At 39.7% G+C, this 25,468-nt stretch carries 22 protein-coding genes and 3 pseudogenes; 21 read left to right on the top strand and 4 right to left on the bottom strand.

The window, feature by feature from the left end; translation table 11 throughout:
* The first annotated feature begins 1,223 nt into the window (after positions 1-1,223).
* The 4 genes from dnaJ (at position 1,224) to D2A30_08365 (ending at position 5,658) form a co-directional block, all read left to right on the top strand.
* Positions 1,224-2,360: a molecular chaperone DnaJ gene (dnaJ, locus tag D2A30_08380; protein ULL21586.1), complete on the top strand. Its 1,137-nt coding sequence runs from the start codon at positions 1,224-1,226 to the stop codon at positions 2,358-2,360.
* A gap of 75 nt (positions 2,361-2,435) precedes the next feature.
* Positions 2,436-3,893, top strand: coding sequence for an amidase (locus D2A30_08375; GenBank protein ULL21585.1), 1,458 nt, complete (start codon positions 2,436-2,438; stop codon positions 3,891-3,893).
* Positions 3,894-4,013: 120 nt separating this feature from the next.
* Complete coding sequence (locus D2A30_08370) at positions 4,014-4,889, top strand: ABC transporter substrate-binding protein (protein ULL21584.1); 876 nt, start codon at positions 4,014-4,016, stop codon at positions 4,887-4,889.
* Positions 4,890-4,986: 97 nt separating this feature from the next.
* Positions 4,987-5,658, top strand: a complete 672-nt coding sequence (locus D2A30_08365) for an amino acid ABC transporter permease (protein ULL21583.1) — start codon at positions 4,987-4,989, stop codon at positions 5,656-5,658.
* 348 nt (positions 5,659-6,006) lie between these two features.
* Here D2A30_08365 and D2A30_08360 read toward each other — a convergent pair whose 3' ends face one another.
* The 3 genes from D2A30_08360 to D2A30_08350 form a co-directional block, all read right to left on the bottom strand.
* Positions 6,007-7,878: a heavy metal translocating P-type ATPase gene (locus D2A30_08360; protein ULL21582.1), complete on the bottom strand. Its 1,872-nt coding sequence runs from the start codon at positions 7,876-7,878 to the stop codon at positions 6,007-6,009.
* 195 nt (positions 7,879-8,073) lie between these two features.
* The gene (locus tag D2A30_08355) at positions 8,074-8,547 is read right to left on the bottom strand and encodes a transcriptional repressor (GenBank protein ID ULL21581.1); all 474 of its coding nucleotides are present in this window, start codon (positions 8,545-8,547) and stop codon (positions 8,074-8,076) included.
* A 108-nt stretch (positions 8,548-8,655) separates the two neighbouring features.
* The gene (locus D2A30_08350) at positions 8,656-9,231 is read right to left on the bottom strand and encodes a hypothetical protein (protein ULL21580.1); all 576 of its coding nucleotides are present in this window, start codon (positions 9,229-9,231) and stop codon (positions 8,656-8,658) included.
* Positions 9,232-9,341: 110 nt separating this feature from the next.
* Here D2A30_08350 and truA point away from each other — a divergent pair, with 110 nt between their 5' ends.
* The 5 genes and pseudogenes from truA to D2A30_08325 all read left to right on the top strand — a co-directional run bounded on the left by truA (position 9,342) and on the right by D2A30_08325 (position 12,164).
* Positions 9,342-10,091, top strand: coding sequence for a tRNA pseudouridine(38-40) synthase TruA (gene truA, locus D2A30_08345; GenBank protein ULL21579.1), 750 nt, complete (start codon positions 9,342-9,344; stop codon positions 10,089-10,091).
* Entirely contained in the window at positions 10,081-10,842 is a 762-nt protein-coding gene (locus D2A30_08340; protein ID ULL21578.1) for a bifunctional hydroxymethylpyrimidine kinase/phosphomethylpyrimidine kinase, read from the top strand. The genes truA and D2A30_08340 overlap by 11 nt, the downstream gene beginning before the upstream one ends.
* On the top strand, positions 10,832-11,317 hold the full coding sequence (locus D2A30_08335; GenBank protein ULL21577.1) for an ECF transporter S component: 486 nt from the start codon (positions 10,832-10,834) through the stop codon (positions 11,315-11,317). The genes D2A30_08340 and D2A30_08335 overlap by 11 nt, the downstream gene beginning before the upstream one ends.
* Positions 11,298-11,861, top strand: coding sequence for a TIGR01440 family protein (locus D2A30_08330; protein ID ULL21576.1), 564 nt, complete (start codon positions 11,298-11,300; stop codon positions 11,859-11,861). The genes D2A30_08335 and D2A30_08330 overlap by 20 nt, the downstream gene beginning before the upstream one ends.
* A gap of 108 nt (positions 11,862-11,969) precedes the next feature.
* Positions 11,970-12,164, top strand: a pseudogene (locus tag D2A30_08325) (transcriptional regulator).
* Between the two features lie 4 nt (positions 12,165-12,168).
* Here D2A30_08325 and D2A30_08320 read toward each other — a convergent pair.
* Positions 12,169-12,489, bottom strand: a pseudogene (locus tag D2A30_08320) (TetR family transcriptional regulator).
* 179 nt (positions 12,490-12,668) lie between these two features.
* Between D2A30_08320 and D2A30_08315 the strand changes: the two are divergent.
* The 12 genes and pseudogenes from D2A30_08315 (at position 12,669) to dcm (ending at position 25,224) form a co-directional block, all read left to right on the top strand.
* On the top strand, positions 12,669-13,952 hold the full coding sequence (locus tag D2A30_08315; protein ULL21575.1) for a trigger factor: 1,284 nt from the start codon (positions 12,669-12,671) through the stop codon (positions 13,950-13,952).
* 250 nt (positions 13,953-14,202) lie between these two features.
* Positions 14,203-14,412 (top strand): hypothetical protein, encoded by a 210-nt coding sequence (locus D2A30_08310; GenBank protein ULL21574.1) that lies wholly within the window; start codon positions 14,203-14,205, stop codon positions 14,410-14,412.
* The gene (locus tag D2A30_08305; protein ULL22022.1) at positions 14,399-15,421 is read left to right on the top strand and encodes a pneumococcal-type histidine triad protein; all 1,023 of its coding nucleotides are present in this window, start codon (positions 14,399-14,401) and stop codon (positions 15,419-15,421) included. Before D2A30_08310 ends, D2A30_08305 begins: the two co-directional genes overlap by 14 nt.
* A 126-nt stretch (positions 15,422-15,547) precedes the next feature.
* The gene (locus D2A30_08300; protein ULL21573.1) at positions 15,548-16,132 is read left to right on the top strand and encodes a DNA-directed RNA polymerase subunit delta; all 585 of its coding nucleotides are present in this window, start codon (positions 15,548-15,550) and stop codon (positions 16,130-16,132) included.
* 166 nt (positions 16,133-16,298) lie between these two features.
* Positions 16,299-17,900, top strand: coding sequence for a CTP synthase (locus D2A30_08295; GenBank protein ULL21572.1), 1,602 nt, complete (start codon positions 16,299-16,301; stop codon positions 17,898-17,900).
* Between the two features lie 200 nt (positions 17,901-18,100).
* On the top strand, positions 18,101-18,355 hold the full coding sequence (locus D2A30_08290; protein ULL21571.1) for a DUF1912 family protein: 255 nt from the start codon (positions 18,101-18,103) through the stop codon (positions 18,353-18,355).
* A gap of 15 nt (positions 18,356-18,370) precedes the next feature.
* Positions 18,371-18,757, top strand: coding sequence for a helix-hairpin-helix domain-containing protein (locus D2A30_08285; protein ULL21570.1), 387 nt, complete (start codon positions 18,371-18,373; stop codon positions 18,755-18,757).
* 435 nt (positions 18,758-19,192) lie between these two features.
* Positions 19,193-19,765 (top strand): shikimate kinase, encoded by a 573-nt coding sequence (locus tag D2A30_08280; GenBank protein ID ULL21569.1) that lies wholly within the window; start codon positions 19,193-19,195, stop codon positions 19,763-19,765.
* A 267-nt stretch (positions 19,766-20,032) separates the two neighbouring features.
* On the top strand, positions 20,033-22,684 hold the full coding sequence (locus tag D2A30_08275) for a valine--tRNA ligase (protein ULL21568.1): 2,652 nt from the start codon (positions 20,033-20,035) through the stop codon (positions 22,682-22,684).
* Between the two features lie 86 nt (positions 22,685-22,770).
* Positions 22,771-24,012, top strand: coding sequence for a DUF262 domain-containing protein (locus tag D2A30_08270; GenBank protein ULL21567.1), 1,242 nt, complete (start codon positions 22,771-22,773; stop codon positions 24,010-24,012).
* Positions 24,013-24,016: 4 nt separating this feature from the next.
* Complete coding sequence (locus tag D2A30_08265) at positions 24,017-24,763, top strand: hypothetical protein (GenBank protein ID ULL21566.1); 747 nt, start codon at positions 24,017-24,019, stop codon at positions 24,761-24,763.
* A 119-nt stretch (positions 24,764-24,882) separates the two neighbouring features.
* Positions 24,883-25,224: pseudogene (gene dcm / locus D2A30_08260) on the top strand (DNA (cytosine-5-)-methyltransferase).
* Positions 25,225-25,468: the final 244 nt, after the last annotated feature.

The following is a 25,468-nucleotide window of genomic DNA, read 5'->3' as shown; positions in this document are numbered from 1 at the left end:
ATCGAGAATAGGAATTCAGAAACGAGCAGTTGGTCCGGAGATCTTTTAATCCCGAGCCACGAAATTCTTCACTAGGCTTTGTTAACTCTCCTCTATGAACCCTAGTTCAATCTTCGTCCAGTTGCCTAGCCTAGTCTTGGATTTCTTTGAGTATGTAGAGCGTGGAAATTTATTTTTCCGAAGTTCTTAGCTCGAACTCAGTTCTCATTTTCTAGAAAATAGAAATCATTCGTCAATAAAATTTCCAATCACAGAGGTTGCAACCCAGCCTCTGTTTTTGGGTAAATAGCATTCTAACTTTTACAGAATTGAATACGCCTACGACTCTGTGGAAAAGTCAAAAAGTCTGGGGATAGACTTTTTGAGGAATACCTGTCGCTCGTTGTTTTTGTGCGACAGGGCTGAAAGTGTCCACTGGACCTCTCACTCCTTATTTTTCTTTGAGTCGCTTAACGGTTTAATATCTTCATAGAAAGGAAAGTGTTCGTAATCGAACACGGGCTACTTTCTGAGTTTCGTCTATTATTTAACGAAAGGAAATGAACCCGCTCTAAAAGCTGTGTGAAAAGTCAAAAAGTCTGGGGATAGACTTTTTGAAGAATACCTGTCGCTTATTGTTTTTGTGCGACAGGGCTGAAAGTGTCCGCTGGACACTTTCACTCCCTATTTTTCTTTGAGTCACTTAACGGCTTAATATCTTCATAGAAAGGAAAGTGTTCGTAAACGAACATGGGCTACTTTCTGAGTTTCGTCTATTATTTAACGAAAGGAAATGAACCCGCCCTAAAAGCTGTGTGAAAAGTCAAAAAGTCTGGGGATAGACTTTTTGAGAAATACCTGTCGCTTATTGTTTTTGTACGACAGGGCTGAAAGTGTCCACTGGACACTTTCACTCCCTATTTTCACTTTGTCTAAGTTTTACAGAAAGGAAAGTGTTCGTAATCGAACACGGGCTACTTTCAACATTCTAAAGAAAGGAATACAAGTTCGGTTATTCGAACACAGGCTAAAAACCTAGTGAAAAAGATAAACTTCCTAGTGTGTTAGACACACTGCGTCAGTTTGCTGTTTTCACTTTTCCAAAACCATGATAGAAAGGAAAGTGTTCGTAATCGAACACGGGCTACGGACTGTGCCAAAAAGATAGTTTTTCCTAGGACGATGTCGTCCTGCGTCAAAACTCCTATTTTGGCTGTGTCCGCTTAACGCCCTTAGTATCTTATATGAACAATACTGAATTTTACGATCGTCTGGGGGTTTCTAAGGATGCTTCACAGGACGAGATAAAAAAAGCATATCGGAAGCTTTCAAAAAAATACCATCCAGACATTAATAAGGATCCGGGTGCGGAGGATAAATATAAGGAAGTTCAAGAGGCTTATGAAACTTTGAGCGATCCTCAAAAACGGGCTGCCTATGACCAATATGGTCCTGCAGGAGCCAATGGTGGCTTCGGTGGTGGAGCAGGTGGTTTTGGTGGATTTGATGGAGCTGGTTTCGGCGGTTTTGAAGATATCTTCTCAAGCTTCTTTGGTGGAGGCGGTGCAAGCCGTAATCCTAATGCACCTCGTCAAGGGGATGATTTGCAGTATGCAGTCAACTTGAAATTTGAAGAAGCGATTTTTGGTGTGGAACGAGAAGTTTCCTACAATCGTGAAGCAACCTGCCGGACCTGTTCAGGTTCTGGTGCAAAACCTGGAACTAGTCCAGTAACCTGTGGTCGCTGTCATGGTTCTGGTGTCATTAATGTGGATACACAAACACCTCTCGGAACCATGCGTCGCCAAATGACTTGTGATGTCTGTCACGGTCGTGGGAAACAAATCAAAGACCCATGTACGACTTGTCATGGTACTGGTCATGAAAAACAAGCTCATACAGTAACAGTTAAAGTTCCTGCGGGTGTTGAATCAGGTCAACGTATTCGTTTGGCAGGTCAAGGGGAAGCTGGTTTTAATGGAGGTCCTTATGGAGATCTTTATGTAGTTATCCAGGTTCAAGCCTCAGACAAGTTTGAGCGTGAGGGAACAACGATTCACTATAAATTGAATCTGAACTTTGTTCAGGCAGCTTTAGGTGACACTGTTCATGTACCAACTGTTCACGGTGATGTTGACATGGTTATTCCAGAAGGTACCCAGACTGGTAAAACATTCCGTCTAAAAGGAAAAGGTGCGCCTAGCATTCGTGGTGGAGCGATGGGTGATCAGTATGTTACCGTCAATGTTGTGACTCCGACAGAATTAAACGATCGTCAAAAAGCCGCTCTAAAAGAATTCGCCACAGCTGGGAATATTGATGTAAAACCACAGAAAAAAGGCTTCTTTGATAAAGTAAAAGATGCGCTTGATGACTTATAATTGGAAAAATCAGTAAGGAATACTTGCTGATTTTTTCTATCTATGTTACCCTTAAAGGGAGAAGTGAGGTAACAAATGGAATTTAAAGATGCGACAGCCATGTCCCAAGCAATTAGAGAAAAACGAATTTCTTCAAGAGAATTAGTTGAGGATGCGATCCAAACCATTGAGAAATTGAATCCTCTTTATAATGCTGTTGTCTCAAAACAGTATGAAACTGCCTTAGCTGAAGCAGATAACCTTGATCGTCATGGTAATGAAGATAAACCATTCTTGGGTGTTCCTCTCCTATTGAAGGATTTGGGGCAAAATGAAAGTGGTCAACCTTCTACATCTGGATCACGATTGTTTAAAGCTAGCATTGCTAGTCAAACAGATTATTTTGTACAAGCCCTTAAAAATATGGGTTTCCTTATCTTGGGGCGCACAAACACACCTGAATTTGGTTTTAAAAATATTTCTGATTCAAGTCTTCATGGACCTGTAAGGTTACCACTTGATAGGACACGAAATGCAGGAGGGTCTAGTGGTGGTGCAGCTGCAGCAGTTGCTTCAGGAATGGTCTCAATTGCGGCAGCTTCTGATGGAGGAGGGTCCATTCGAATTCCTGCTTCATTTAATGCCTTGATTGGGCTCAAACCAAGTAGAGGACGAGTTCCTGTAGGACCTTCTTCCTATCGTGGTTGGCAGGGTGCTTCCAGCAATTTTGCATTGACCAGATCCATAAGAGATACCAAGCGCCTTCTTTTTCACTTACAAACCTATCAGGTTGATGCTCCCTTTCCACTTGCTCCTTTAGTCAAAGAATCCCTGTTTTGTCCGATGACAAAGCCGATTAAAATCGCTTTTAGCCTTCAATCTCCAATTGGAACGTTGGTTTCAAACGATGCAAAAAATGCTGTTATCCAGCTTTTACCACGATTAGAGGCGCTTGGATACGAGGTGGAAGAGCTAAAAACACCAATTTTAGATGGCATTGAGGTGATGAAAGCCTATTATCTCATGAATAGCGTGGAGACTGCCCAAATGTTTGACGATATTGAAGCATTTATCGGACGGCCGATGACGGTGGAGGATATGGAACCAATGACATGGGCTATCTATCAAAGTGGACAAACTATTCCAGCAAAACTTTACTCTAAAGTCTTGCAAGATTGGGACCAATACAGTGCAAAAATGGCGACTTTTCATGAATCCTATGATCTATTGTTGACACCAACAGTAGCAGATGTTGCACCAACCTTAGAGCAATTTATTCCCACAGATCAGATGGTAAATCGCTTATTGCATTCGCAAGAATTATCAATGTCGGAACAACAACAGTTAATTTGGGACATGTTCGAGGATAGTTTAGCATGGACACCGTTTACCCAACAAGCCAATATTACAGGTCAACCATCAATCAGCTTACCAACCTACCACACTAAAAATGGGCTACCAATCGGTGTTCAATTGACAGCTGCAAAAGGAAGGGAAGATATCTTACTTCAAGTGGCTGAAACTCTGGAGGTCTCAAAGTGTTGGGAAATGTAAGGGAATACATTTTTCGGTTCAATTATTTGCAAAAACGATTTCTAAATGTTAACCTATAAAAGTTGGTGAGGTAACACCGAAAAAGGATTATAGGGGCAATGGCTCCAAAGGAGATTGTTTATGTTGAAAAAAGTTTTAGCCTCAGCGCTTCTGGTTTCTGCTCTAGCATTGTCAGCATGCTCTAGTAGTAGTTCGAGCACAAATAGTTCCTCTGCTGAACAAACGCAGTGGGAAAAAGTGCAAGAAGCTGGTGTATTGAAAGTAGCAACACCAGGTACTTTGTTCCCAACTTCATACTATAATGATAATCAGGAACTAGTTGGTTATGAAATTGACATGATCAACGAAATCGGTAAGCGATTGGATCTTGAAATCGAGTATCAAGAAATTGGTGTAGCAGAAGCATTCACCGCTGTAGATAGTGGCAAGGTTGATATTTCTGTGAATAACTTTGATGTGTTAGAAGCACGTAAGGAAAAGTACAACTTCTCTATCCCTTACAAGTATTCAGTTGGTGGCTACATCGTTCGTGAAGATGGATCTTCTGGTATTGAAGCTGCAGACTTAAGTGACTGGGCTGATAAAAAAGCAGGTGGTGGAGCTGGTACTCAGTATATGAAAATTGCTGAGAAACAAGGTGCAGAGCCAGTTATTTATGACAATGTGACAAATGATGTGTATCTCCGCGATGTATCGACAGGTCGTACAGATTTTATTCCAAATGACTACTTCACTCAGGTTATGGCGATTCAATGGGTGAAATCGAACTTCCCGGACATTAAAGTAAAAATGGGAGATGCCCAATACAACCCAACAGAACAAGGGATTGTGATGAGCAAATACGATGATAGTTTGAAAGAAAAACTGGATGAAACCATAGAGGCTATGAAAGCAGATGGGATCTTAAAAGCTATCTCTGAGAAATACTATGGTGGTCAAGACTTGACAGTGCCAGTTGAAAATGCGGATGAATTGCCAGTTATCGATGTAGAGTAATTCCCAATGAAAATCAAAGTAGCTAACCTTCAACAATCTTGTCGATGTTGATCATTGTTAAGTTTCAATTTAAGGTTTTAAGAAAAGAGAGGGAAAGATGAATATCAATTGGCAGGCAGTATTTAATGCAGAAATTGCATGGGAAGCAATCCCGCAGATTCTGGAAGGCTTACCTTATACACTTTCCCTGTCATTGATTGGATTTGCATTAGGAACTTTTTGTGGCTTTTTCGTCGCATTGTTACGAATGTCTAAGATTACCCCATTACGCTGGTTAGCGATGCTGCATATCTCACTCATGCGTGGCATCCCACTTATGGTTCTTCTCTTCTTTATTTACTTTGGTCTCCCATTTATGGGAATACAATTGGATGCAATTTCTGCCTCTATCATTGCCTTTACCTCAATGTCTAGTGCCTATATTTCTGAAATTATTCGTGCATCTCTTTCAGCAATAGATAAAGGACAATGGGAGGCAGCAAAGTCGCTTGGCTTGAGAACAAACGTGATTTACCGAAAAATCATCATTCCTCAAGCCTTTCGGATTGCTCTTCCACCTCTAAGTAATGTTTTATTAGACATGGTGAAGAGTACTTCCCTAACTGCTATGATTACGGTTCCGGAGATTTTCAATAAGGCAAAAATTGTCGGAGGAGCCAAGTCTGATTATATGACAGTCTATATCTGTGTGGCTCTTATCTACTGGTTTATTTGTACCCTTTATGCGGTTGGACAAGCCCATTTAGAAAAACGATTAGCAACCTATTAATATAAAATATGAAAAATCCCTAGTAAATACGCATGTTTTACTAGGGATTTTTTATAGACATTTGAATGAATACTCTTCGAAAATCAAAATTATCTTATATCAAGAGCCTTAATGAGTGAAGAGCTCCAGCGGAGCTTTTCAACCTATTACCTTGAAACAAGAAAGTGATAGAGCTCTGTCTTCTGCTCAATGACGAGAACACAATTCTCTATATTTTCCAGCCTTCAACTGTTTCCCAGATAGTTGAAGCTAGACTACTTTTGATTTTCATTGAGTATAACTTTGATGCATCGTTACTTTCGGCCTGCACCTTAGTTCCTTGTTTGAAAGCTAATTTATTCAACTATGCTATTTAAAATACAGGAGTCTCAGTCCATTCAAAATCACAAGAATTGTGGAGCCTTCATGACCAACTACTCCGAGTGGGAGATTAATTGATTGGAAGAGGTTAGAGATGATGAGAACTGCGATGACTGAGAGGGCAAAAATGATATTTTGTTTGATAATTCCACGCATTTTTTTAGATAGGCGGATAGAATACGGAATCCGAGTCAAGTCTTCCATGAGAACAATATCCGCTGATTCCATCGCAATATCTGTACCGCTTCCCATAGCGTAGCTGACATTAGCTTGAGCAAGAGCTGGGGCATCGTTAATCCCATCTCCAACCATACCAACGGAAGCAAACTCTTTTTGCAACTCTTGGATGATTGAGGCCTTATCGGTTGGTAGGCAATTGGCAATGACGCGTTCGATACCGACTTGACTAGCTACATATCGGGCTGTCTTTTCTTGGTCTCCAGTTAGGAGTATAGGCGTTACTCCCATGTCCTTCAATTGACTGATCAGGGTTTTAGTCTCTGATTTTACACGATCCGCAATGAAAAAGATAGCCATTAGTTGATCGTTTTGGCTGACATAGACCAACGTTTTACCCGTGCCTTCTGCTTGATCAATGTGTGTAATCAAGTCAGTAGAAAGTGGTTTGACCAGCGTTTCTACCACAAAGCCAGATTTACCGATTTTCCAGCGATTTCCCTCGTACTCGGCTTCCAAACCTTTACCAGTTAGGTCTTTAAGGTTTTGGAGGACAATAGAAGAGCTGTCAACGGTATAATTCTGAAGAGCTTGAGCGATAGGATGGCTAGATTGTTTTTCAACTGCTTGAACAATTTCATTGATTAGGTTTTCATCGCCAAGATAGGTTGCCCCGACAACTTCTGGTTTCCCAATGGTTAATGTACCTGTTTTATCGAAAACAATGGCTTCTAAATTGGCGATGTTATCCGCAATATCACCGCCTTTGATAATCATGCCCTTGCGCGCCGCACGGCTTATGGCAGAAAGTGTCGCAGGTGAAGAGCTAGCGACCAGTGCACATGGGGATGCAATGGTTAACAGAATCATACCACGATAGAAGGAATTCAACCAGTCCCATCCTAATGCAAAGTGTACAAAGAGAATAAAAATGGGAACTGCTACAAGTACAACTTTGACATAGGTATCTTCCATATTTTCAATGAAGGTAGCCGTTTTAGACTTTGATTCCTGTGCATTTTCAACCATCTGAACAATTTTGTCAAACAAAGCATCACCTTTTTCAGCTGTAACTTGAACGGTAACAGTTGGACCTTGGTTAATGGTTCCGCCGATAACTGTGGCGCCCATCAATTTTTCAGCAGGCAAAGGCTCACCAGTGATCATTGACTCATCAAAAATAGATTGATTGCTCATCAACCGTCCGTCCAAGGGAACAGTGTCCCCTTTACGAACCTGTAAGAAATCACCGATGTGAATATCTGCAGTTTCTAAAACTGTAATGTCCCCATTTTCTTCGATTTTACGAGCTGTGGGTGGTGTCATGTTCATCAGTGAAGCGATGGCATTTCTACTTTTTTCCATCGCCAATTCTTCCAAAGTATTTGAAAGAGAGAAGATAAAGATGAGAAGTGCTCCCTCCATCCAGTAACCAATAATACCAGATCCAATAGCAGCTAAAATCATCAGAACATCAACTGATAAATGTTTATCAAAAATAAGTTCAGAAAGACCATCTTTGGCGGACTGATACCCACCGATTAGAAAGGCTAGAATGAATGCTGGTGCAGCAAATGGTTCTAGATCAATCTGAAGTAACAAGACACCAATCAAAATAAAGAGTAGGCAAAGACTGGTCGTTAGAATATGTATATTGTTTTTAAAAAGGGTTACTAGTTTCATAATCGTAGTTCCTTAATTAGAATAATTATTATTTATGATTTAATTATAACAGATATAATTAAATTGTCAAGCTTAATTGTAACGATTCTAAATAACAAAATTCTGATAATTCTAAGATTTTCGGAAAAGATGATTGGTGAAAACAAAAAGACAAACATCATTACAATGCTTGTCTGAATGAGAAGTGCGATTCGGTCACCTCACTATTTTTTTAAGCTGTTGGCATTCTGGACAAATTCCATAAATAGATAAGACTTCTTTAGTTATTTTATAGCCAGTTTGCTCATGTGCTTCTTTCTTGAGGCTAGGAATTTCCACATCCATAAAGTCTGTGATTTTTCCACATTTTTCACAAATAACATTGAGGTGTTCGTGTCCCATGAAATCATAGTAGGTGGTAGTGTCGTTCGCACGTTTCAGTTCAGTAACAAAACCTTCTTCTAATAAAACCTTGAGGTTATTGTATACTGTCGCTAAGCTCATATTCGGATAGTTAGGTAAAAGATCCAAATAAATCATCTCCGCACTAGGATGATCGTCGCTTTCAATGATATAGGCAACAACAGCTTTCCTGGTTTCGGTTATTCGAATTCTTTTTTCTTTCAGATGTTGAATAACATGTTCAAAGGCGGTCTGGTGTTCTGCATTAAGATGAGAGTGTAATTCCATTCGTACCTCCTCCTCTTTTTAAGAATAATTCTAATCAAGTGAATTTCATTATAATCCTTTTTACAAGAGGTGTCAACAATGGACTCGGTTGTGGACGAAGTGAGCAATCTAATTTATTGTAATGCGCGGTTCCTGAAGTGTTACGCTTTGATGTTCAACAGAGGCACCTAGGTGTAGAGTAGCTGCTTGTTGAATAAAGTCCAGAGCTTCTCGAAATGCTTGTTCTCTACTGTCATCGAGTAGTTCAATCACCAAGAAGTTATTTTGTGTCTGATTGGTAATCATAGTGCGCTCCCCATCACGCCAATTAAAACAGCGGCAGAAGGCCCCGGCATCGTCTTTATAACAGATTTCACCAGGAAGTGTTGGTTGGTTGCGGTCGTCTCCAATCAGATAAAATTCATCCCCGGCATCGGTGATTGTCAGCTGCAAATCTCCCACAAAATGGTCCATGTCTTCAGCTCCTACGGGGAGGGCATATCGGAGGCTGGCTGCGTTGTAAATGTCTACTAGGGGATTGACACTACGGATAGTCGTTCCGCCACTAGCTCGTTTCAGCAGTGCTTCAATACTAGAACGAGCCCCTCTCTTAGTTTTAAATGCTTGATAGGCTTTTCGATAAGTTTGAATTACTGCATTGTCGCTAAAAACTTCTTCTGTCAAATAAGACTGCGCAATAGGAATACTCTCTTGGAGTTAATCTGATTTTGATTTTCATTGAGTATTAATCTGTGATAGGACAGTTGAGTTTTTTCTGTATTGTTCATCCTATACACCTATGCTACAATCAGAACATGACAAGATATAAAGCAATTATTTCCTACGATGGGCATGATTTTTCTGGTTTTCAACGTCAGCCTCATGCTCGAACAGTTCAGGAAGAAATCGAGAAAACCTTGAAACGGTTGAACAGTGGTCACTCAGTAACAGTGCATGGTGCAGGTCGGACTGATGCAGGCGTGCATGCTTATGGCCAGGTGATACATTTTGACTTGCTAGGTACTCGAGATGAGGAAAGGCTTCGTTTTGCCCTAGATACGCAAACTCCGGAGGATATCGATGTGGTCAAGGTGGAGCAGGTAGCGGATGATTTTCATTGTCGTTATGCCAAACATAGTAAAACCTATGAATTTCTAGTGGATATCGGTCGACCTAAAAATCCCATGATGCGGCATTATGCTACCTTTTATCCTTATGATCTGGACCTTTCTTTGATCAGAGAAGCCATCAAAGACTTAGAGGGTACACATGATTTCACTGGTTTTACAGCTTCTGGGACTTCAGTAGAAAATAAGGTGCGAACCATCACGTCTGCAACACTAGAATATGACCAGCGACGACAATTTTTGATTTTTACTTTTTCGGGCAATGGCTTTTTATATAAGCAGGTTCGAAATATGGTGGGCACCCTCCTAAAAATTGGTAATGGTCGCATGCCTGTTCACCAAATCAAGAGAATTTTGGAAGAAAAAAATCGCGATTTGGCTGGACCTACCGCTGCTGGTAATGGCTTGTATTTAAAGGAGATTATTTATGAAGACTAATTATATTTTGTCACTTTCAGGTAATGATATTTTTAGCGGTGGTGGACTCCATGCAGATTTAACAACCTATACTGTTCATAAATTGCATGGCTTTGTTGCCGTCACCTGTTTGACAGCTATGACAGAGAAGGGATTCGAAGTATTTCCTACGGATTCGACTATTTTTGCTCATCAGCTTACTAGCTTGAAGAACGTTCCGTTCTCAGCAATTAAGGTTGGACTTCTTCCAAATGTTGAAATTGCAGAGCAGGCTTTGGAAGTTATTCAGGCCCACCAAGATATTCCTGTGGTGCTAGATCCTGTTTTGGTCTGCAAGGAAACGCATGATACAGAGGTTAGCCAATTACGTGACGAACTCTTGAAATTTTTCCCATATGTGACCATTATCACTCCAAACTTGGCAGAAGCTCAGCTATTGATTCAAAGAGACATTAAAACTGTCGAAGAAATGAAGCAGGCGGCGCGTGATTTGTACGAGTTAGGGGCTAAACATGTGGTGATTAAGGGTGGTAATCGTTTAGATAAAGATAAGGCAATTGATGTTTATTATGATGGGCAAACGATTGAGGTGTTGGAATCACCAATTTTGACCAGTAATAATGTCGGTGCGGGCTGTATCTTTGCTTCAAGCATTGCCAGTCAACTTTTACTTGGCAAGGATCCTTTAGAGGCTGTTCGGTTATCGAAAGAGTTTGTCTACCGGGCAATCGAGACGTCTGATGAGTATGGGGTGGTTCAATATGAGAAATAAGAAAACACAGGATGTAGTTTTATTAGCGATTTTGACGGCGCTTAGCCTGGTTTTGGCCTTTATTCATGTGCCAACTCCAACAGGTTTTGTTACGCTATTGGATGTAGGTATTTTCTTTACAGCCTTTTATTTGGGCAAGAAAGAAGGGGCGATTGTTGGAGGTTTGTCAGGTCTCCTGATTGATTTTCTGTTAGGTTATCCACAGTGGGCTTTCTTTAGTCTAGTTTTTCACGGCGCACAAGGTTATTTTGCTGGTTGGACAGGTAAGAAACAGCTGATTGGTCTTGTTTTGGCGACTGTATCCATGGTTGGCGGCTATTTTGTAGCATCTAGTTTAATGTATAATGTTGCAGATGCTGTAACGGGTCTTGTAGCAAATATCTTGCAAAATGTAGTAGGTCTTGTTCTGGGATATTTACTAGCTCAGGCGGCAGAAAGAATTGGTGCAGTAAATCATGTCTTTAAACGAAATTAAACAACAAACCCAGCAAATTGTCGAGGAAGTCTTAGAACTCAGCAATCTTCAAAAAGGGCAGATTTTCGTATTGGGTCTGTCCTCTAGTGAAGTAATCGGTGGACATATCGGCAAAAACTCCAGTCTGGAAGTCGGTGAGGTGATTGTTGAAACGATTTTGGATATTCTGGAGCCAAAGGGTATGTATTTAGCAGTCCAAGGTTGTGAACACCTCAATCGTGCCTTGGTCGTGGAGAGAGAATTAGCAATTCAGAAAGACTTGGAAATAGTAAATGTCTTGCCTAGTCTTCATGCAGGTGGTTCTGGACAGCTGGCAGCTTTCAAGTATATGAAAGATCCAGTCGAAGTGGAATTTATTACTGCTCAGGCAGGCGTGGATATCGGTGATACGGCAATCGGCATGCATATCAAACATGTGCAGGTTCCAGTTAGACCAATACTTCGGGAAATTGGGCAAGCCCATGTTACGGCGCTTGCTAGCCGACCAAAATTGATTGGTGGAGCTCGTGCAGCGTATGTAGAGGATAAAATACGGAAAAATTAGTCACAGCCAGAAGGTTGTGATTTTTTAAATAATTTTTTTTCGAATGAGACACTCTTATGTTAATCTTGTTCCTGTAGTTGATACATGAACAGAGAGGAAAATCTTATGATGGATACCAAATTTTCTGTTGCCCTTCACATTCTTACTATGATTAGTGAGAGCAAGGAAGTTCTCAGTTTGCAAGCCTTGGCTGAGAGCGTTGGCAAAAATGCTAGTTACATCCGCAAGGTGATTTCACTCTTGAAAAATGCAGGACTTATCACTTCGCAACAAGGGCGATCAGGATACCAGTTAAGCAAATCAAAAAGCGAATGTTATCCTGTTGCTCATACCAAAAGTCAAAAAATTGGCGTAGAGCCGATAATAGTTGACCATCCGTCCAATCCGACAAGTCGATCTGCTGTTCTGACAACCAGGCTTGTAACTCCATGTTGAATGACCGTTTGAGTACCTCTTCTTTATTAGAAAAGTTTCGGTAAAAGGTAACTCGACCGATGCCAGCTCGCTCCACCAACTCTGACACACTAATCTTTTCAAAAGATTTGTCTTCCAGCAACTCCCACAAACCCTCCACGACACTCTCCACAAATAACGACTCTTTCCGCTTCACTCTTTCCATGTGCAACACTTCATCCGAAACGAGCTTGACTGACTGCAAGTGGCCGGCTCATGTTGGACAACAACCAGATTAGAAGATTAGTTTCCAGCTCTGCCAATTGCCCAAAACTCAATCATAAAATCGTTGAAATCCTTGTCAATTGTGTTATAATGAAGAGTATGCAATAAAATTTTAAGGAGAATGACAGAATGTCTGTATCATTTGAAGCAAAAGACACAAACCGCGGTGTATTGACTTTCACAATCGATCAAGATGCGATTAAACCAGAATTGGACCGCGTTTTCAACAAAGTTAAGAAAGATATCAATCTTCCAGGTTTCCGTAAAGGTCACTTGCCACGTGCCGTATTTAACCAAAAATTTGGTGAAGAAGCACTTTACCAAGATGTTGTGAATGCACTTTTACCTGCAGCCTATGAAGCAGCAGTTGCTGAAGCTGGTCTTGAAGTCGTTGCACAACCAAAAATTGATGTAGTGTCAATGGAAAAAGGCCAAGATTGGACTATTAATGCTGAAGTTGTGACAAAACCTGAAGTGAAATTGGGTGACTACAAAAACTTGACAGTTTCAGTAGAAGCAACTAAAGAAGTATCTGATGAAGAAGTAGATGCGAAAATCGAACGTGAACGCAATAACTTGGCAGAATTGGTCATCAAAGAAGGTGCTGCTGAAGAAGGTGACACTGTTGTCATCGACTTTGTTGGTTCTGTTGATGGAGTTGAATTTGACGGTGGTAAAGGTGAAAACTTCTCACTTGGACTTGGTTCAGGTCAATTCATCCCAGGTTTTGAAGCACAATTGGTAGGTCATGCAGCTGGTGAAGAAGTAAATGTTGAAGTTACTTTCCCAGAAGATTATCAAGCAGATGACCTTGCAGGTAAATCAGCACTCTTCGTAACAAAAATCCATGAAGTAAAAGCAAAAGAAGTTCCAGCTTTGGACGATGAACTAGCTAAAGATATTGACGAAGAAGTAGAAACACTTGATGAGTTGAAAGCGAAATACCGTAAAGAATTAGAAACAGCAAAAGAAATTGCATTTGATGATGCAGTTGAATCAGCAGCTCTTGAATTGGCAGTTGAAAACGCTGAAATCGTTGAATTGCCAGAAGAAATGATTCACGAAGAAGTTCATCGTGCAATCAACGAATTCTTAGGTGGTTTGAAACAACAAGGTATCTCACCTGATATGTACTTCCAAATCACTGGTACAACTCAAGATGACTTGCATAATCAATACGAAGCCGATGCTGAAAAACGTACTAAGACAAACTTGGTTGTTGAAGCAGTAGCTCAAGCAGAAGGCTTAGAAGCAACTGAAGAAGAAATCAACAAAGAAATCGAAGACTTGGCAGCAACATACAACATGGAAGTGGAACAAGTTCGCAACTTGCTTTCATCAGAAATGCTTAAACACGATATCGCTGTGAAGAAAGCAGTAGAAGTGATTACAAGCACTGCAACTGTAAAATAATTAGCTATGATTAAACTCGACCTATGGTCGGGTTTTTTATTTGGGAAACTGTAGAGAGTTAGGAAATACCGTTTGCAAATAGGAATGAAATTGATCTAACTCATTTCTATAAGAGATAGGAATACTGGGCTTGTTCGTTCTTGAGCAATAGTTTGATGTTGGATTGGTTGATGTAAATAAACAAAACAAATATTTGACTGGTTAACTATCTCGTGATATAGTTAACTGGTTAATAAAAAAGAGGGAGATTATGATAAGGAAAATAATCCATTGCGGTATCTTAATTGTACTTGGTTTTTTTCTTGCTGCTTGTTCAGTGCAGAAGGAGTCAAGTCAGGTTCAGTCGGGATTGAAGGTTGTCACTTCATTTTACACAATTTATTCACTGGTTAAGGAGGTGTCTGGTGAAAGGAATGATGTCCGAATGATTGGTTCAAGGCAGGGGGATTCATTCTTATGAACCATCGGCAGTAGATATTAAGGCTATTTATGATGCCGATGTCTTTATTTATCACTCACGGATTCTGGAGTCGTGGGCGAATCGGTTGGAACCGAATTTACAAGGGTCATCCGTCAAAGTCTTAGAGGCCTCAACAACTCCACCCTATATAAATATGGGGGGTAGTCGTCATACATGGCTAAGCAAAGAGCAAATTGCGACTATCCGCTATATCATGCAACACCCTGACATTCGACCATCCGCCTGGACATCAAGTGGACATGGTGATGGAGAAGCGACGGACATTGCGCCACCTATTTTAAATGCAACACCAAAAATCAACCGTGTAGGTTTGAAAAACTGGCAAATTATTTATACAGCAGAAGAAGTGATGGCTGCGCGTGCTCAGGGAAAATTTGCAACCAATGATGGGTATATCTTTATAGCTAAAGACGTCTTAGATCCAGCAAGTTTTGTCTTTAGTCAAGCCTTTAGCTTACCAAGAGCAACAGGCGGATCACTCCGTTCAGTGTCGAAGAAAGATTTATCCAAGGCAGAATTGGAGGCTGTTCAAGCTCTTCTTGACAAACGAGATGGGGAAGAATTGGCTAAAAATGTTACACCGATTGAAAAACGTGAAGGGTTGAAAAATTGGCAGATTGTTCACTCTGCAAAAGAACGACCTGCTTCAAGTGAAGGATGGGGAACAGTGAAAAAAACAGTTTCTGAACCAACAAAAGTATCCGAAAGTTCCGCATCAGCAGTTCCATCAACTCAATCAAGTCTATCTGAAACAGATGCCCAAGTTACGAATGAAACCGCTGAAACAGCTCCACATACACCTACAGAAACTACAACAAAAGATGCTACAGGAGCAGTTGTAAAGGAGAGTGAAGAAAACGCTTTGGCGAATCATGCTACAGAGGACAGCGCTCGAAACATTGTCGATGAAAAGTCAATTGTGCCCGAGAAAACCAAGGAAAAAGCTCATCAAGAATCGACCGCAGTAAGTGCAGTTAACAACGAATAGATAGTGATGATTAAGGAAAACTCGAATGGATTCAAGTTTTTCTTTTCTAAAAATTTCATCAGTTTCTTTGACTATTTGCTTGTTTTAGCGTAAAATAGAAAGGAAAGACAAAAAAGGAGAAAAGCCTTGGAACTTAACGTATTTGCAGGACAAGAAAAAAGCGAACTTTCCATGATTGAAGTAGCTCGTGCTATTTTGGAAGAACGTGGACGTGGCGATGAAATTTATTTCAACGACTTGGTCAATGAAATTCAAAATTACCTTGAAAAACCAAATAGCGAAATTCGTGCAGCTCTACCAATCTTCTATTCAGATTTGAATGTGGACGGTAGCTTTATCCCACTTGGGGATAATAAATGGGGTCTTCGTTCATGGTATGCTATCGATGAGATCGACGAAGAAGTGATTACTCTTGAAGAAGATGATGATGCACCAAAACGTAAGAAAAAACGTGTCAATGCCTTCATGGATGGAGATAATGATGTCATTGATTATGGTAATGATGATCCAGAAGATGAAGAAGGTTACGAAGATACAGATGAATCAGAATATGGCGATGAAAATCCTGATGATGAAAAAGATGAAGTGGATTCATACGATTCTGAAATAAATGAAATCATTCCGGAAGACGACTTGGTTGATGAGGATGTTGATTTGGCTGAAGATGACGATGATGATGATTATTCTGACGACGAAAATTTGGAAGATTAAAATCAATTGACAAGATAGCTAAATTGCGATAAGATAATATCGGGCACCTCTTTTGAGGTCGGAGCTCCCTAGTTCATAGGGAGCTATTTTTGTTTTTTCGTCAGGTTAGTAAAAGGATCTTCCCCAAGATCTTTCGATTAGCTTGATTTGTAGAAAGGGAGTTTGCATGACAAAATACATTTTTGTAACAGGTGGTGTGGTTTCATCTATTGGTAAAGGGATCGTGGCAGCCAGCCTTGGTCGTCTATTGAAAAACCGTGGACTGAAGGTAACCATTCAAAAATTTGACCCATACATCAATATAGATCCAGGAACCATGAGTCCTTATCAGCATGGTGAAGTGTTTGTGACGGATGATGGTGCAGAAACTGATTTGGATTTAGGTCACTATGAACGTTTTATTGATATCAACCTCAATAAATATTCAAATGTTACAACTGGTAAAATTTATAGCGAAGTCCTTCGTAAAGAGCGTAAAGGTGAGTATTTGGGCGCAACTGTTCAAGTTATTCCACATATTACGGATGCTTTGAAAGATAAAATTAAACGAGCTGCCCGTACTACAGATGCTGATGTCATCATCACGGAAGTAGGTGGTACAGTTGGTGATATTGAAAGTCTGCCTTTCCTTGAAGCGCTTCGTCAAATGAAAGCGGATGTGGGTTCAGATAATGTCATGTATATCCACACGACACTTCTACCCTACCTTAAGGCGGCTGGTGAAATGAAAACAAAACCAACCCAGCATTCTGTTAAAGAACTGCGTGGTCTGGGGATTCAACCAAATATGTTGGTGATTCGTACTGAGCAACCAGCAGGTCAAGGAATTAAAAATAAATTGGCTCAATTCTGTGATGTGGCTCCAGAAGCTGTGATTGAATCACTGGATGTTGAGCATCTTTATCAAATTCCACTTAATATGCAAGCCCAAAATATGGATCAAATCGTTTGCGACCATTTGAAATTAGATGTGCCACCAGCAGATATGACAGAGTGGACTGCAATGGTAGACAAGGTATTGAACTTGAAGAAAACGGTGAAAATTGCCCTAGTTGGTAAATATGTTGAACTTCAGGATGCCTATATTTCAGTTGTCGAAGCTTTGAAACATTCCGGGTATGCTAATGATGCTGCTATCGAATTGGACTGGGTCAATGCCAATGATTTAACAGCTGAAAATGTAGGGGAGCGTCTTAGCCAAGCCCAAGGGATTATCGTTCCTGGTGGATTTGGTCAACGTGGAACAGAAGGTAAGATTCAAGCTATTCGATATGCGCGTGAAAATGATGTGCCAATGCTAGGTGTTTGTCTGGGAATGCAATTGACTTGTGTTGAGTTTGCTCGGAACGTTCTAGGCTTGGAAGGTGCTAATAGCTTTGAATTAGACCCAGAGACTAAATATCCAATCATTGACATCATGCGTGACCAAATTGGAGTAGAAGACCTTGGCGGAACACTTCGTTTAGGCTTGTATCCAAGTAAACTCAAACGTGGCTCAAAGGCTGCTGCTGCTTATGATAACCAAGAGGTTGTGCAACGTCGTCACCGTCACCGCTACGAGTTTAATAATGCATTCCGTGAGCAATTTGAAAAAGCAGGATTTGTCTTCTCAGGAGTATCACCTGACAACCGTTTGGTGGAAATTGTTGAAATTCCTGAAAATAAATTCTTTGTAGCTTGTCAATACCATCCAGAACTGCAATCTCGTCCAAATCGTCCAGAAGGTTTGTATACAGCTTTTGTTACGGCAGCGATTGAAAACAAATAACTGTCATGTTGAAGAGGAATACAGGGTTTCAGTGGATTCCTCTTTCCTATTTTTATCAATTAGATGCTATCTCATCACCAATTGATAGAGATATAATTATATTTGTGTAAAAAATGACTATTTTTTTGACTTTCCAAATGGTGATTTTATGGTATAATATGTCGGTGTGTTTTTTATTGAAACAGACGAAAGAGGAAAAAATGACAAAAGAACAAGAATTTTTAAAAGAGTTTGAAGCTTGGGTGAACACTCAAATCATGGTCAATGAAATGGCTGTTGAAGAAAGTCGCCGTGTTTTGGAAGAAGATAAGGATGAGCGTGCTGCGGATGCATATATTCGTTATGAGAGCAAGCTGGATGCCTATCGGTTTATTCAAGGGAAATTTGCCAACTACCACGCTGATAAAGGATTTCATGATTTACCAGATGAATTGCTTGGTCAACGGAATTACTAAGGAGAGGATTTAGCATTGTCAAAGAAAAAAGCAAATCGTAAAAAACAATTGAAAAAACAACTAGCAGACTTGAGACGAGCAGGGCGTGTCGGTCTTGAAACTGCTGGCGGAGCTGTTGAGACAGTCGCACATCAGGCTGAAACTTTCGTAGAACATGCTGTGGAACAAGTGAAAGAAGTTGTAGCAGAGGTGACTTCTTCAACGGCTTCATTGGAAGACTTTTTGGCACTTCCTGAGTTGGAAGGCATTGCGGCAGCACGTTTGGAAACTTTCTATGAAGCTGGGATTCAATCTGTAGCTGATTTTGCAAGCCACACAGAAAAAGATCTCTTGGCTCTTAAAGGAATCGGACCAGCGACCATTAAGCAGTTGAAAGAAAAAGGGATTGAGTTGAAAGCTTAAATCCCTTGCTTTTCAAGGTGCAATTTGTTACAATAAAGCCATTCAGAGGTGTTTTGAGCCCCATTTGTCACAGGAAGCGGTGGTACTGAGAAATCCGCACAAATGTCAAAACTGGTTGCTGATGATGTGAATCGAATAAGCAAAGTGCAGATAAATTATCTGAACAAGGGTGGTACCGCGGAATAACTTCGTCCCTGTCTAGCAAGTCTAGGCAGGGATTTTTATTTTGGAAAGGAGAAATATGTTACATCATGTTGAAATATATGTTTCGAATTTAGAAACCTCACGTGCATTTTACGATTTTCTTCTGACCAAGCTGGGCTACTCTCTTTATCAGGAGTGGGAGGACGGGCTGTCTTTTAAAAAAGCAGATCACTATGCCCTCTATTTGTAAGATCCCGGTGGGATCAAGATAGAGTTGGTGGGGGAGGCGACATGAATTTAGTAATTATTGGAGCACAAGCTTCTGGCAAGATGACCATTGGGCAGGAGGTTGAAAAATTAACTGATTTGGTTTTATTTCACAATCATGAATCAATCGATTTCGTAACAAAATTTTTTCCAATGTCTGACGAAGCGAGAGAACTTATAAATGATATTCGTATGAAGTTTTTTGAAACCTCTGCGAAAACTGATTTGGGTTTGATTTTTACAGTTGTTATAGACTTTAATGATCCAGCAGATATATCCTTTTTAGAGCAGATTCAAGCGATTTATCTTAGTAGGAATCAAGCTGTTCTGTTTATTGAATTGGAAACAGACCTGCAAGAACGTTTAAGAAGAAATGTGACTGAAAATCGTCTGCAACATAAACCTTGGAAAAGAAATATTGAGTGGTCTGAAAAAGATATTCTAGATACTATGAAGTTTGTAAACTTTAATCCAGAATTTGCTCCTAAGCAACTCTACCATTATCATAAAATTAATAATACCCAACTTACTGCCAATGAGGTTGCTCTATTGATTATCCAAAAAATGGAGGAACTTGAGCAAGAACAAACGAAATAGCCAGCCCAGAGGACTGACTATTTCAAAGAGAATTTATTTGCTATTCTTAGCTATATAGTTAGTATATCTCTTCAAACTTAAATGAATCTGAAAGCATAATCCATCTAGGTGGAGAAATATACGATTCGTAATGAGAGAATCTAAAAACGAAAACAGCCGACCAAATCGACTGTTTTCTAGGAGATTATATGAAAAAGAATTGGGCTATTTCTAGCTTGAGGATAGTATAAACCAATTTTCTTAAAGAATACTAAAGGAGAAAAAATAATGTCAAAAGAATTATCACCAAAATACAATCCAGCCGAGGTTGAGGCTGGTCGTTACCAAACTTGGTTGGACCAAGATGTCTTTAAGCCGTCAGGCGATAAGAAGGCTCATCCATACTCTATCGTGATCCCACCACCAAATGTTACTGGTAAATTGCACCTGGGACATGCTTGGGATACCACCCTTCAAGATATCATTATCCGTCAAAAACGTATGCAAGGTTTTGATACTTTATGGCTTCCTGGTATGGACCATGCGGGGATTGCGACACAGGCAAAAGTTGAAGCACGTCTTGCTGAAGATGGTATCTCACGTTACGACCTTGGTCGTGAAAAATTCCTTGATAAAGTTTGGGAATGGAAAGATGAATATGCTACGACCATCAAGGAACAATGGGGCAAGATGGGGATTTCTGTTGATTATTCGCGGGAACGTTTTACACTTGATGAAGGCTTATCAAAAGCGGTCCGTAAGGTTTTCGTAGAACTCTATAAAAAGGGCTGGATTTACCGCGGAGAATTTATCATCAACTGGGATCCAAAAGCTCGTACAGCCCTTTCTGATATCGAAGTTATCCACAAAGATGTCGAAGGTGCTTTCTACCACATGAACTATATGCTGGAAGATGGCTCGCGCGCTTTGGAAGTTGCCACCACGCGTCCCGAGACCATGTTTGGGGATACGGCTGTCGCTGTCAATCCAAATGATGACCGCTACAAAGACCTGATTGGTAAAAATGTTATCCTACCAATCGTTAACAAACCAATCCCAATCGTTGGTGATGAACACGCTGACCCAGAATTTGGAACAGGGGTTGTTAAAATTACCCCTGCCCATGACCCGAATGACTTCTTAGTTGGTCAACGCCATGACCTGCCTCAAGTTAATGTCATGAACGACGACGGAACCATGAATGAACTGGCTGGTGAATTTGCAGGCATGGACCGCTTCGAAGCTCGCAAGGCTGTGGTTAAGAAGTTAGAAGAAATTGGCGCACTGGTTGAGATTGAAAAAATGACTCACTCAGTCGGTCACTCAGAACGTACAGGTGTGCCAGTTGAACCACGTTTATCAACACAATGGTTCGTTAAGATGGATGAGTTAGCCAAAAATGCTATTGCCAACCAAGGCACTGATGACAAGGTTGATTTCTACCCACCACGTTTCAACGATGCCTATCTTCAATGGATGGAAAACGTGCATGACTGGGTGATTTCTCGTCAGCTCTGGTGGGGTCACCAAATCCCTGCTTGGTACAATGCTGAAGGTGACATGTACGTCGGTGAAGAAGCCCCAGAAGGCGACGGCTGGAAACAGGATGAAGATGTCCTTGATACATGGTTCAGCTCTGCCCTTTGGCCATTTTCAACAATGGGTTGGCCTGACACAGAAGCAGAAGACTTCAAACGTTATTATCCAACCTCTACGTTGGTAACTGGATATGATATTATCCCATTCTGGGTATCCCGTATGATTTTCCAAGGGATCGAATTTACAGGTAGGAGCCCATTTAAGAATGCCCTCATCCACGGTTTGATTCGTGACGAAGAAGGTCGCAAGATGTCCAAGTCGCTTGGAAATGGTATCGACCCAATGGATGTCATCGAGAAATACGGTGCGGACGCTTTGCGTTGGTTCCTATCAAACGGTTCTGCTCCTGGTCAAGATGTTCGCTTCTCTTATGAGAAGATGGACGCGTCTTGGAACTTCATCAACAAGATTTGGAACATTTCTCGCTACATCCTCATGAACAATGAAGGGTTGACCTTGGATGCAGCGCGTGAGAATGTTACCAAAGTCGCAGCTGGCGAGGCTGGTAACGTGACGGACCGCTGGATTCTCCACAACCTCAACGAAACCATTGCCAAGGTCACTGAAAACTTCGACAAGTTCGAGTTTGGTGTGGCTGGTCACATCCTCTACAACTTCATCTGGGAAGAGTTCGCCAACTGGTATGTCGAGCTGACCAAGGAAGTGCTTTACAGCGATAACGAGGCTGAGAAAGTCATGACCCGCTCTGTCCTTCTCTACACGCTGGACCAAATCCTTCGCCTCCTCCACCCAATCATGCCGTTTGTGACGGAAGAAATCTTTGCCCAGTACGCAGAGGGCTCTATCATGGTGGCAGCTTACCCTGTTGTCAACCAAGCCTTTGACAATGCTGGAGCTCACAAGGGAGTGGAAAGCCTTAAGGACTTGATCCGTTCGGTGCGAAATAGCAGAGCAGAAGTGAATGTTGCTCCTTCTAAGCCGATTACCATTTTGATTAAGACGGCAGATAGCGAGCTTGAAACCTTCTTCAAGTCAAATGAAAACTACATCCGACGCTTTACAAATCCAGAGCAGTTGGAAATCAGCTCAAGCATTGCTGCACCAGAATTAGCCATGTCAGCCGTTATCACCGGTGCTGAAATCTTCTTGCCACTAGCCGACCTCCTCAACGTCGAAGAAGAGTTAGCTCGTCTAGACAAAGAACTTGCCAAATGGCAAAAAGAACTAGACATGGTCGGCAAAAAACTCAGCAACGAACGCTTCATCGCCAACGCCAAACCAGAAGTCGTTGAAAAGGAAAAAGAAAAACAAGCCGACTACCAAGCTAAGTATGATGCGACAGTAGGACGGATTGAAGAGATGAAGAAGTTGGTGAATTAAGTTACTAAAGATTATGAAAACGTTAGCAAATGCTAGCGTTTTTTGGTATAATTGACATTATTAAAATAAATTTAAGGAGTTTTCAAATGGCAAATATTTTAGATTTATACTCTGAAGATATTTTACTTGAAAATATTGAAAATGAGCAGATAGATATTGATGTAGAAGAAGAAATTTTAGATGAGATTGAAGCACCACATAATAGAAAACTATATATTGATAAAGTAGACAAATCGACCTCAGATATTATTAGGATGATTAAAGAAGGAGAATTAAATTTACAACCTGACTATCAAAGAAGATTTGTTTGGAGTTCTAAAACTCAGTCTCAATTTATAGAGTCGTTGTTGTTATCAATACCTATTCCGACTATTTTTTTGGCAGAAAATGATGATGAGACTTTTGAAGTTATTGATGGCCAGCAGCGATTAACGACAGTATTTGCATTTTTTAAATCTGCTTTATCTGATGAGGAATTAAAAAATTTCAAAGTTTATGATGAAAATTTATTGCGGATGGATTCTCTGAAATTGACAGGGTTAGAAACATTATCTAATTTGAATAAATATAAGTTTAATGAATTGGATGATAAAATTCAAAGAAAGTTTAAAAATGTGTCATTGCCAATGGTGATTATTCAAAAGGATTCGTCCGAAGATATAAAATATGATATATTTTCTAGAATTAATCAAGGGTCAATTAAGCTGAATAGTCAAGAATTATTGAATGTTATGTATAGAGGAGAATTATTAAGTCAGTTAAATAATATTTGTAAGAGTGAGGCAGTTGATAACATTTTTGGAAATAGACCAGTGTTGAAAAAGCGGTTTGGTTATAACGAGATATTATTGCGATCATTTGTTATTAATGATTTTATTGATGATTCATGGAAGTTAGTATCTATTCCAGTAAAAGACAGAGAAGGATTAAAAAAATCGGAACGTACTTATGGTGGAAGACTAAATACGGCCATAATTGAATTTTTGAAAGAATACCGAAACGATAGTGATAAGAGTCAAAAACTAAAAGATTTTATTGATGACTCTATTAATAAAGTTAGTATTGTATTTGAAGATGATGCTTTTAAGCGCTTAGACGGAGTTGAGTTATCTACAAGTATTAATAAAACAATAGCAGAGGTACAATTAGTCACATTGTCTAGATTTTCGAAGACTGTAATAGAGGAAAATAAAATTTTAATCAAAAATTCCTTCAAGGAATTTTTAAATGAGAATTTAGATATATTTTTAAGAGCTACAAATAACACTGAGAATGTTAAGAAGAGATATAAATGGGGTGAAAAATTATCAGCCCAATTGGAAGGTTAAATTTATGCAGCAAAGAAGTATAAATGAAGAAGATTTTTTAGTTCCTTATGATGAATATTTGGAAATCTATCAAAATATTTTACCTAAATTAGAAGATGAAAAGGCAAAAACTTTACTGGAGAATTCATTGTATTTATCTATTTTTACAACATTTGAGCTGTTTTTAAAAAAAATCATAGATGTTTATATAGCTAATGTTTTAAAAAAAGGATTAAAATTTGAGCAATTGGTTGATGAATTTGCCATTGAATATCTAAAAAATAAGGAAGAACAAATTAAATATTTTTTCAGTGAAAAAAATAAAAATACAGAGTCGAGTTTTTCTAACATAAAGAAGTTATTATATAAAGATTTAGAGCAAAAAGAGATAACTAACTATGTCAGGTTTGAGTATTTACATAAAACTAAATTAGAAAAATACTATCCAGCACTTTTTAAGCAGATATTAGGAGAGGAAGAATTTCTAGATAGATTGAGTTTAGAATTCCAAACAGAAGATTTACCAAATTTAGAATTTAAATCGGTTCAAAATGCAAAAGATTTTATTCATTTCTATACAGATAAAATAAGAAACAATATTGCACATCAGAATAGTACATTTTCTGTAGGTGGAGATTCTTTTGAAGATTGTGTAAATCACTTTAAAGAGATTACCCAAGAAATATACAAAAAGTTTATTGAATACAATGAATTAGGCAGGACTGATGATTTAGATTTGAGAAAGAATGTTTTGGATATTGTACAGGAATGACCATTAAAATTCACTATTCTTTTCCTAGAAAGTAGTTGCTCACATAACAAATTCTGTAGTTCACGCCATTGGGGGAAGTTTGCTATTAAGCGTTCTTCTCTGGTGTTAGTTGATTCGAGTTGGACTTTGAATAGACCGACGAGTTCAGAGTTGTGTATGTCAATGAATTTGATAAGTATTCTAGACAGGCTTACCAAGATACTTATCTGGATGGCCGTGATATTCACGCAATATTGCCAGAGGAAATCCCCTCGGAAACAGTCGATGTGATTGTAGGAGGCTTTCCTTGTCAGGCCTTTAGTATTGCAGGTTACCGCAAGGGTTTTGAAGATGACCGAGGCGACCTTTTCTTTTAGTTGCTTCGTATGATTGAAGCCAAGAAACCCAAGGCTATTTTTGTCGAGAATGTGAAGAACATGGTTTCTCATGATTACGGTAACACTTTCAAGGTTATCCGTGAAACTTTATTCGCGAACAGTTGCTTATTAAAAATGTTTGTTTCTAGGAAGTTCTAGGAAGTTTGAAATCTGAACTCCGCTTTCTTATTTCTGTGCTTAGGAATCAAGATTAATTATTTTTATTTTGGTTTTATCCTATATGACTTTGTTTAATGGTATAAATGAAGCACTTTTTATAGTTACGCATATAAGTCATTATTTTATATTTTAAAAGGCTACATAGTCTCCACAGTACTTTTTCCCACTA

It is taken from the genome of Streptococcus suis (genome assembly GCA_022354845.1).
Classification (GTDB): Bacteria; Bacillota; Bacilli; order Lactobacillales; family Streptococcaceae; genus Streptococcus; species Streptococcus suis_AA.
The sequence above is the reverse complement of the archived record's forward strand: the minus strand, read 5'-3'. Positions and strand labels throughout refer to the sequence as shown.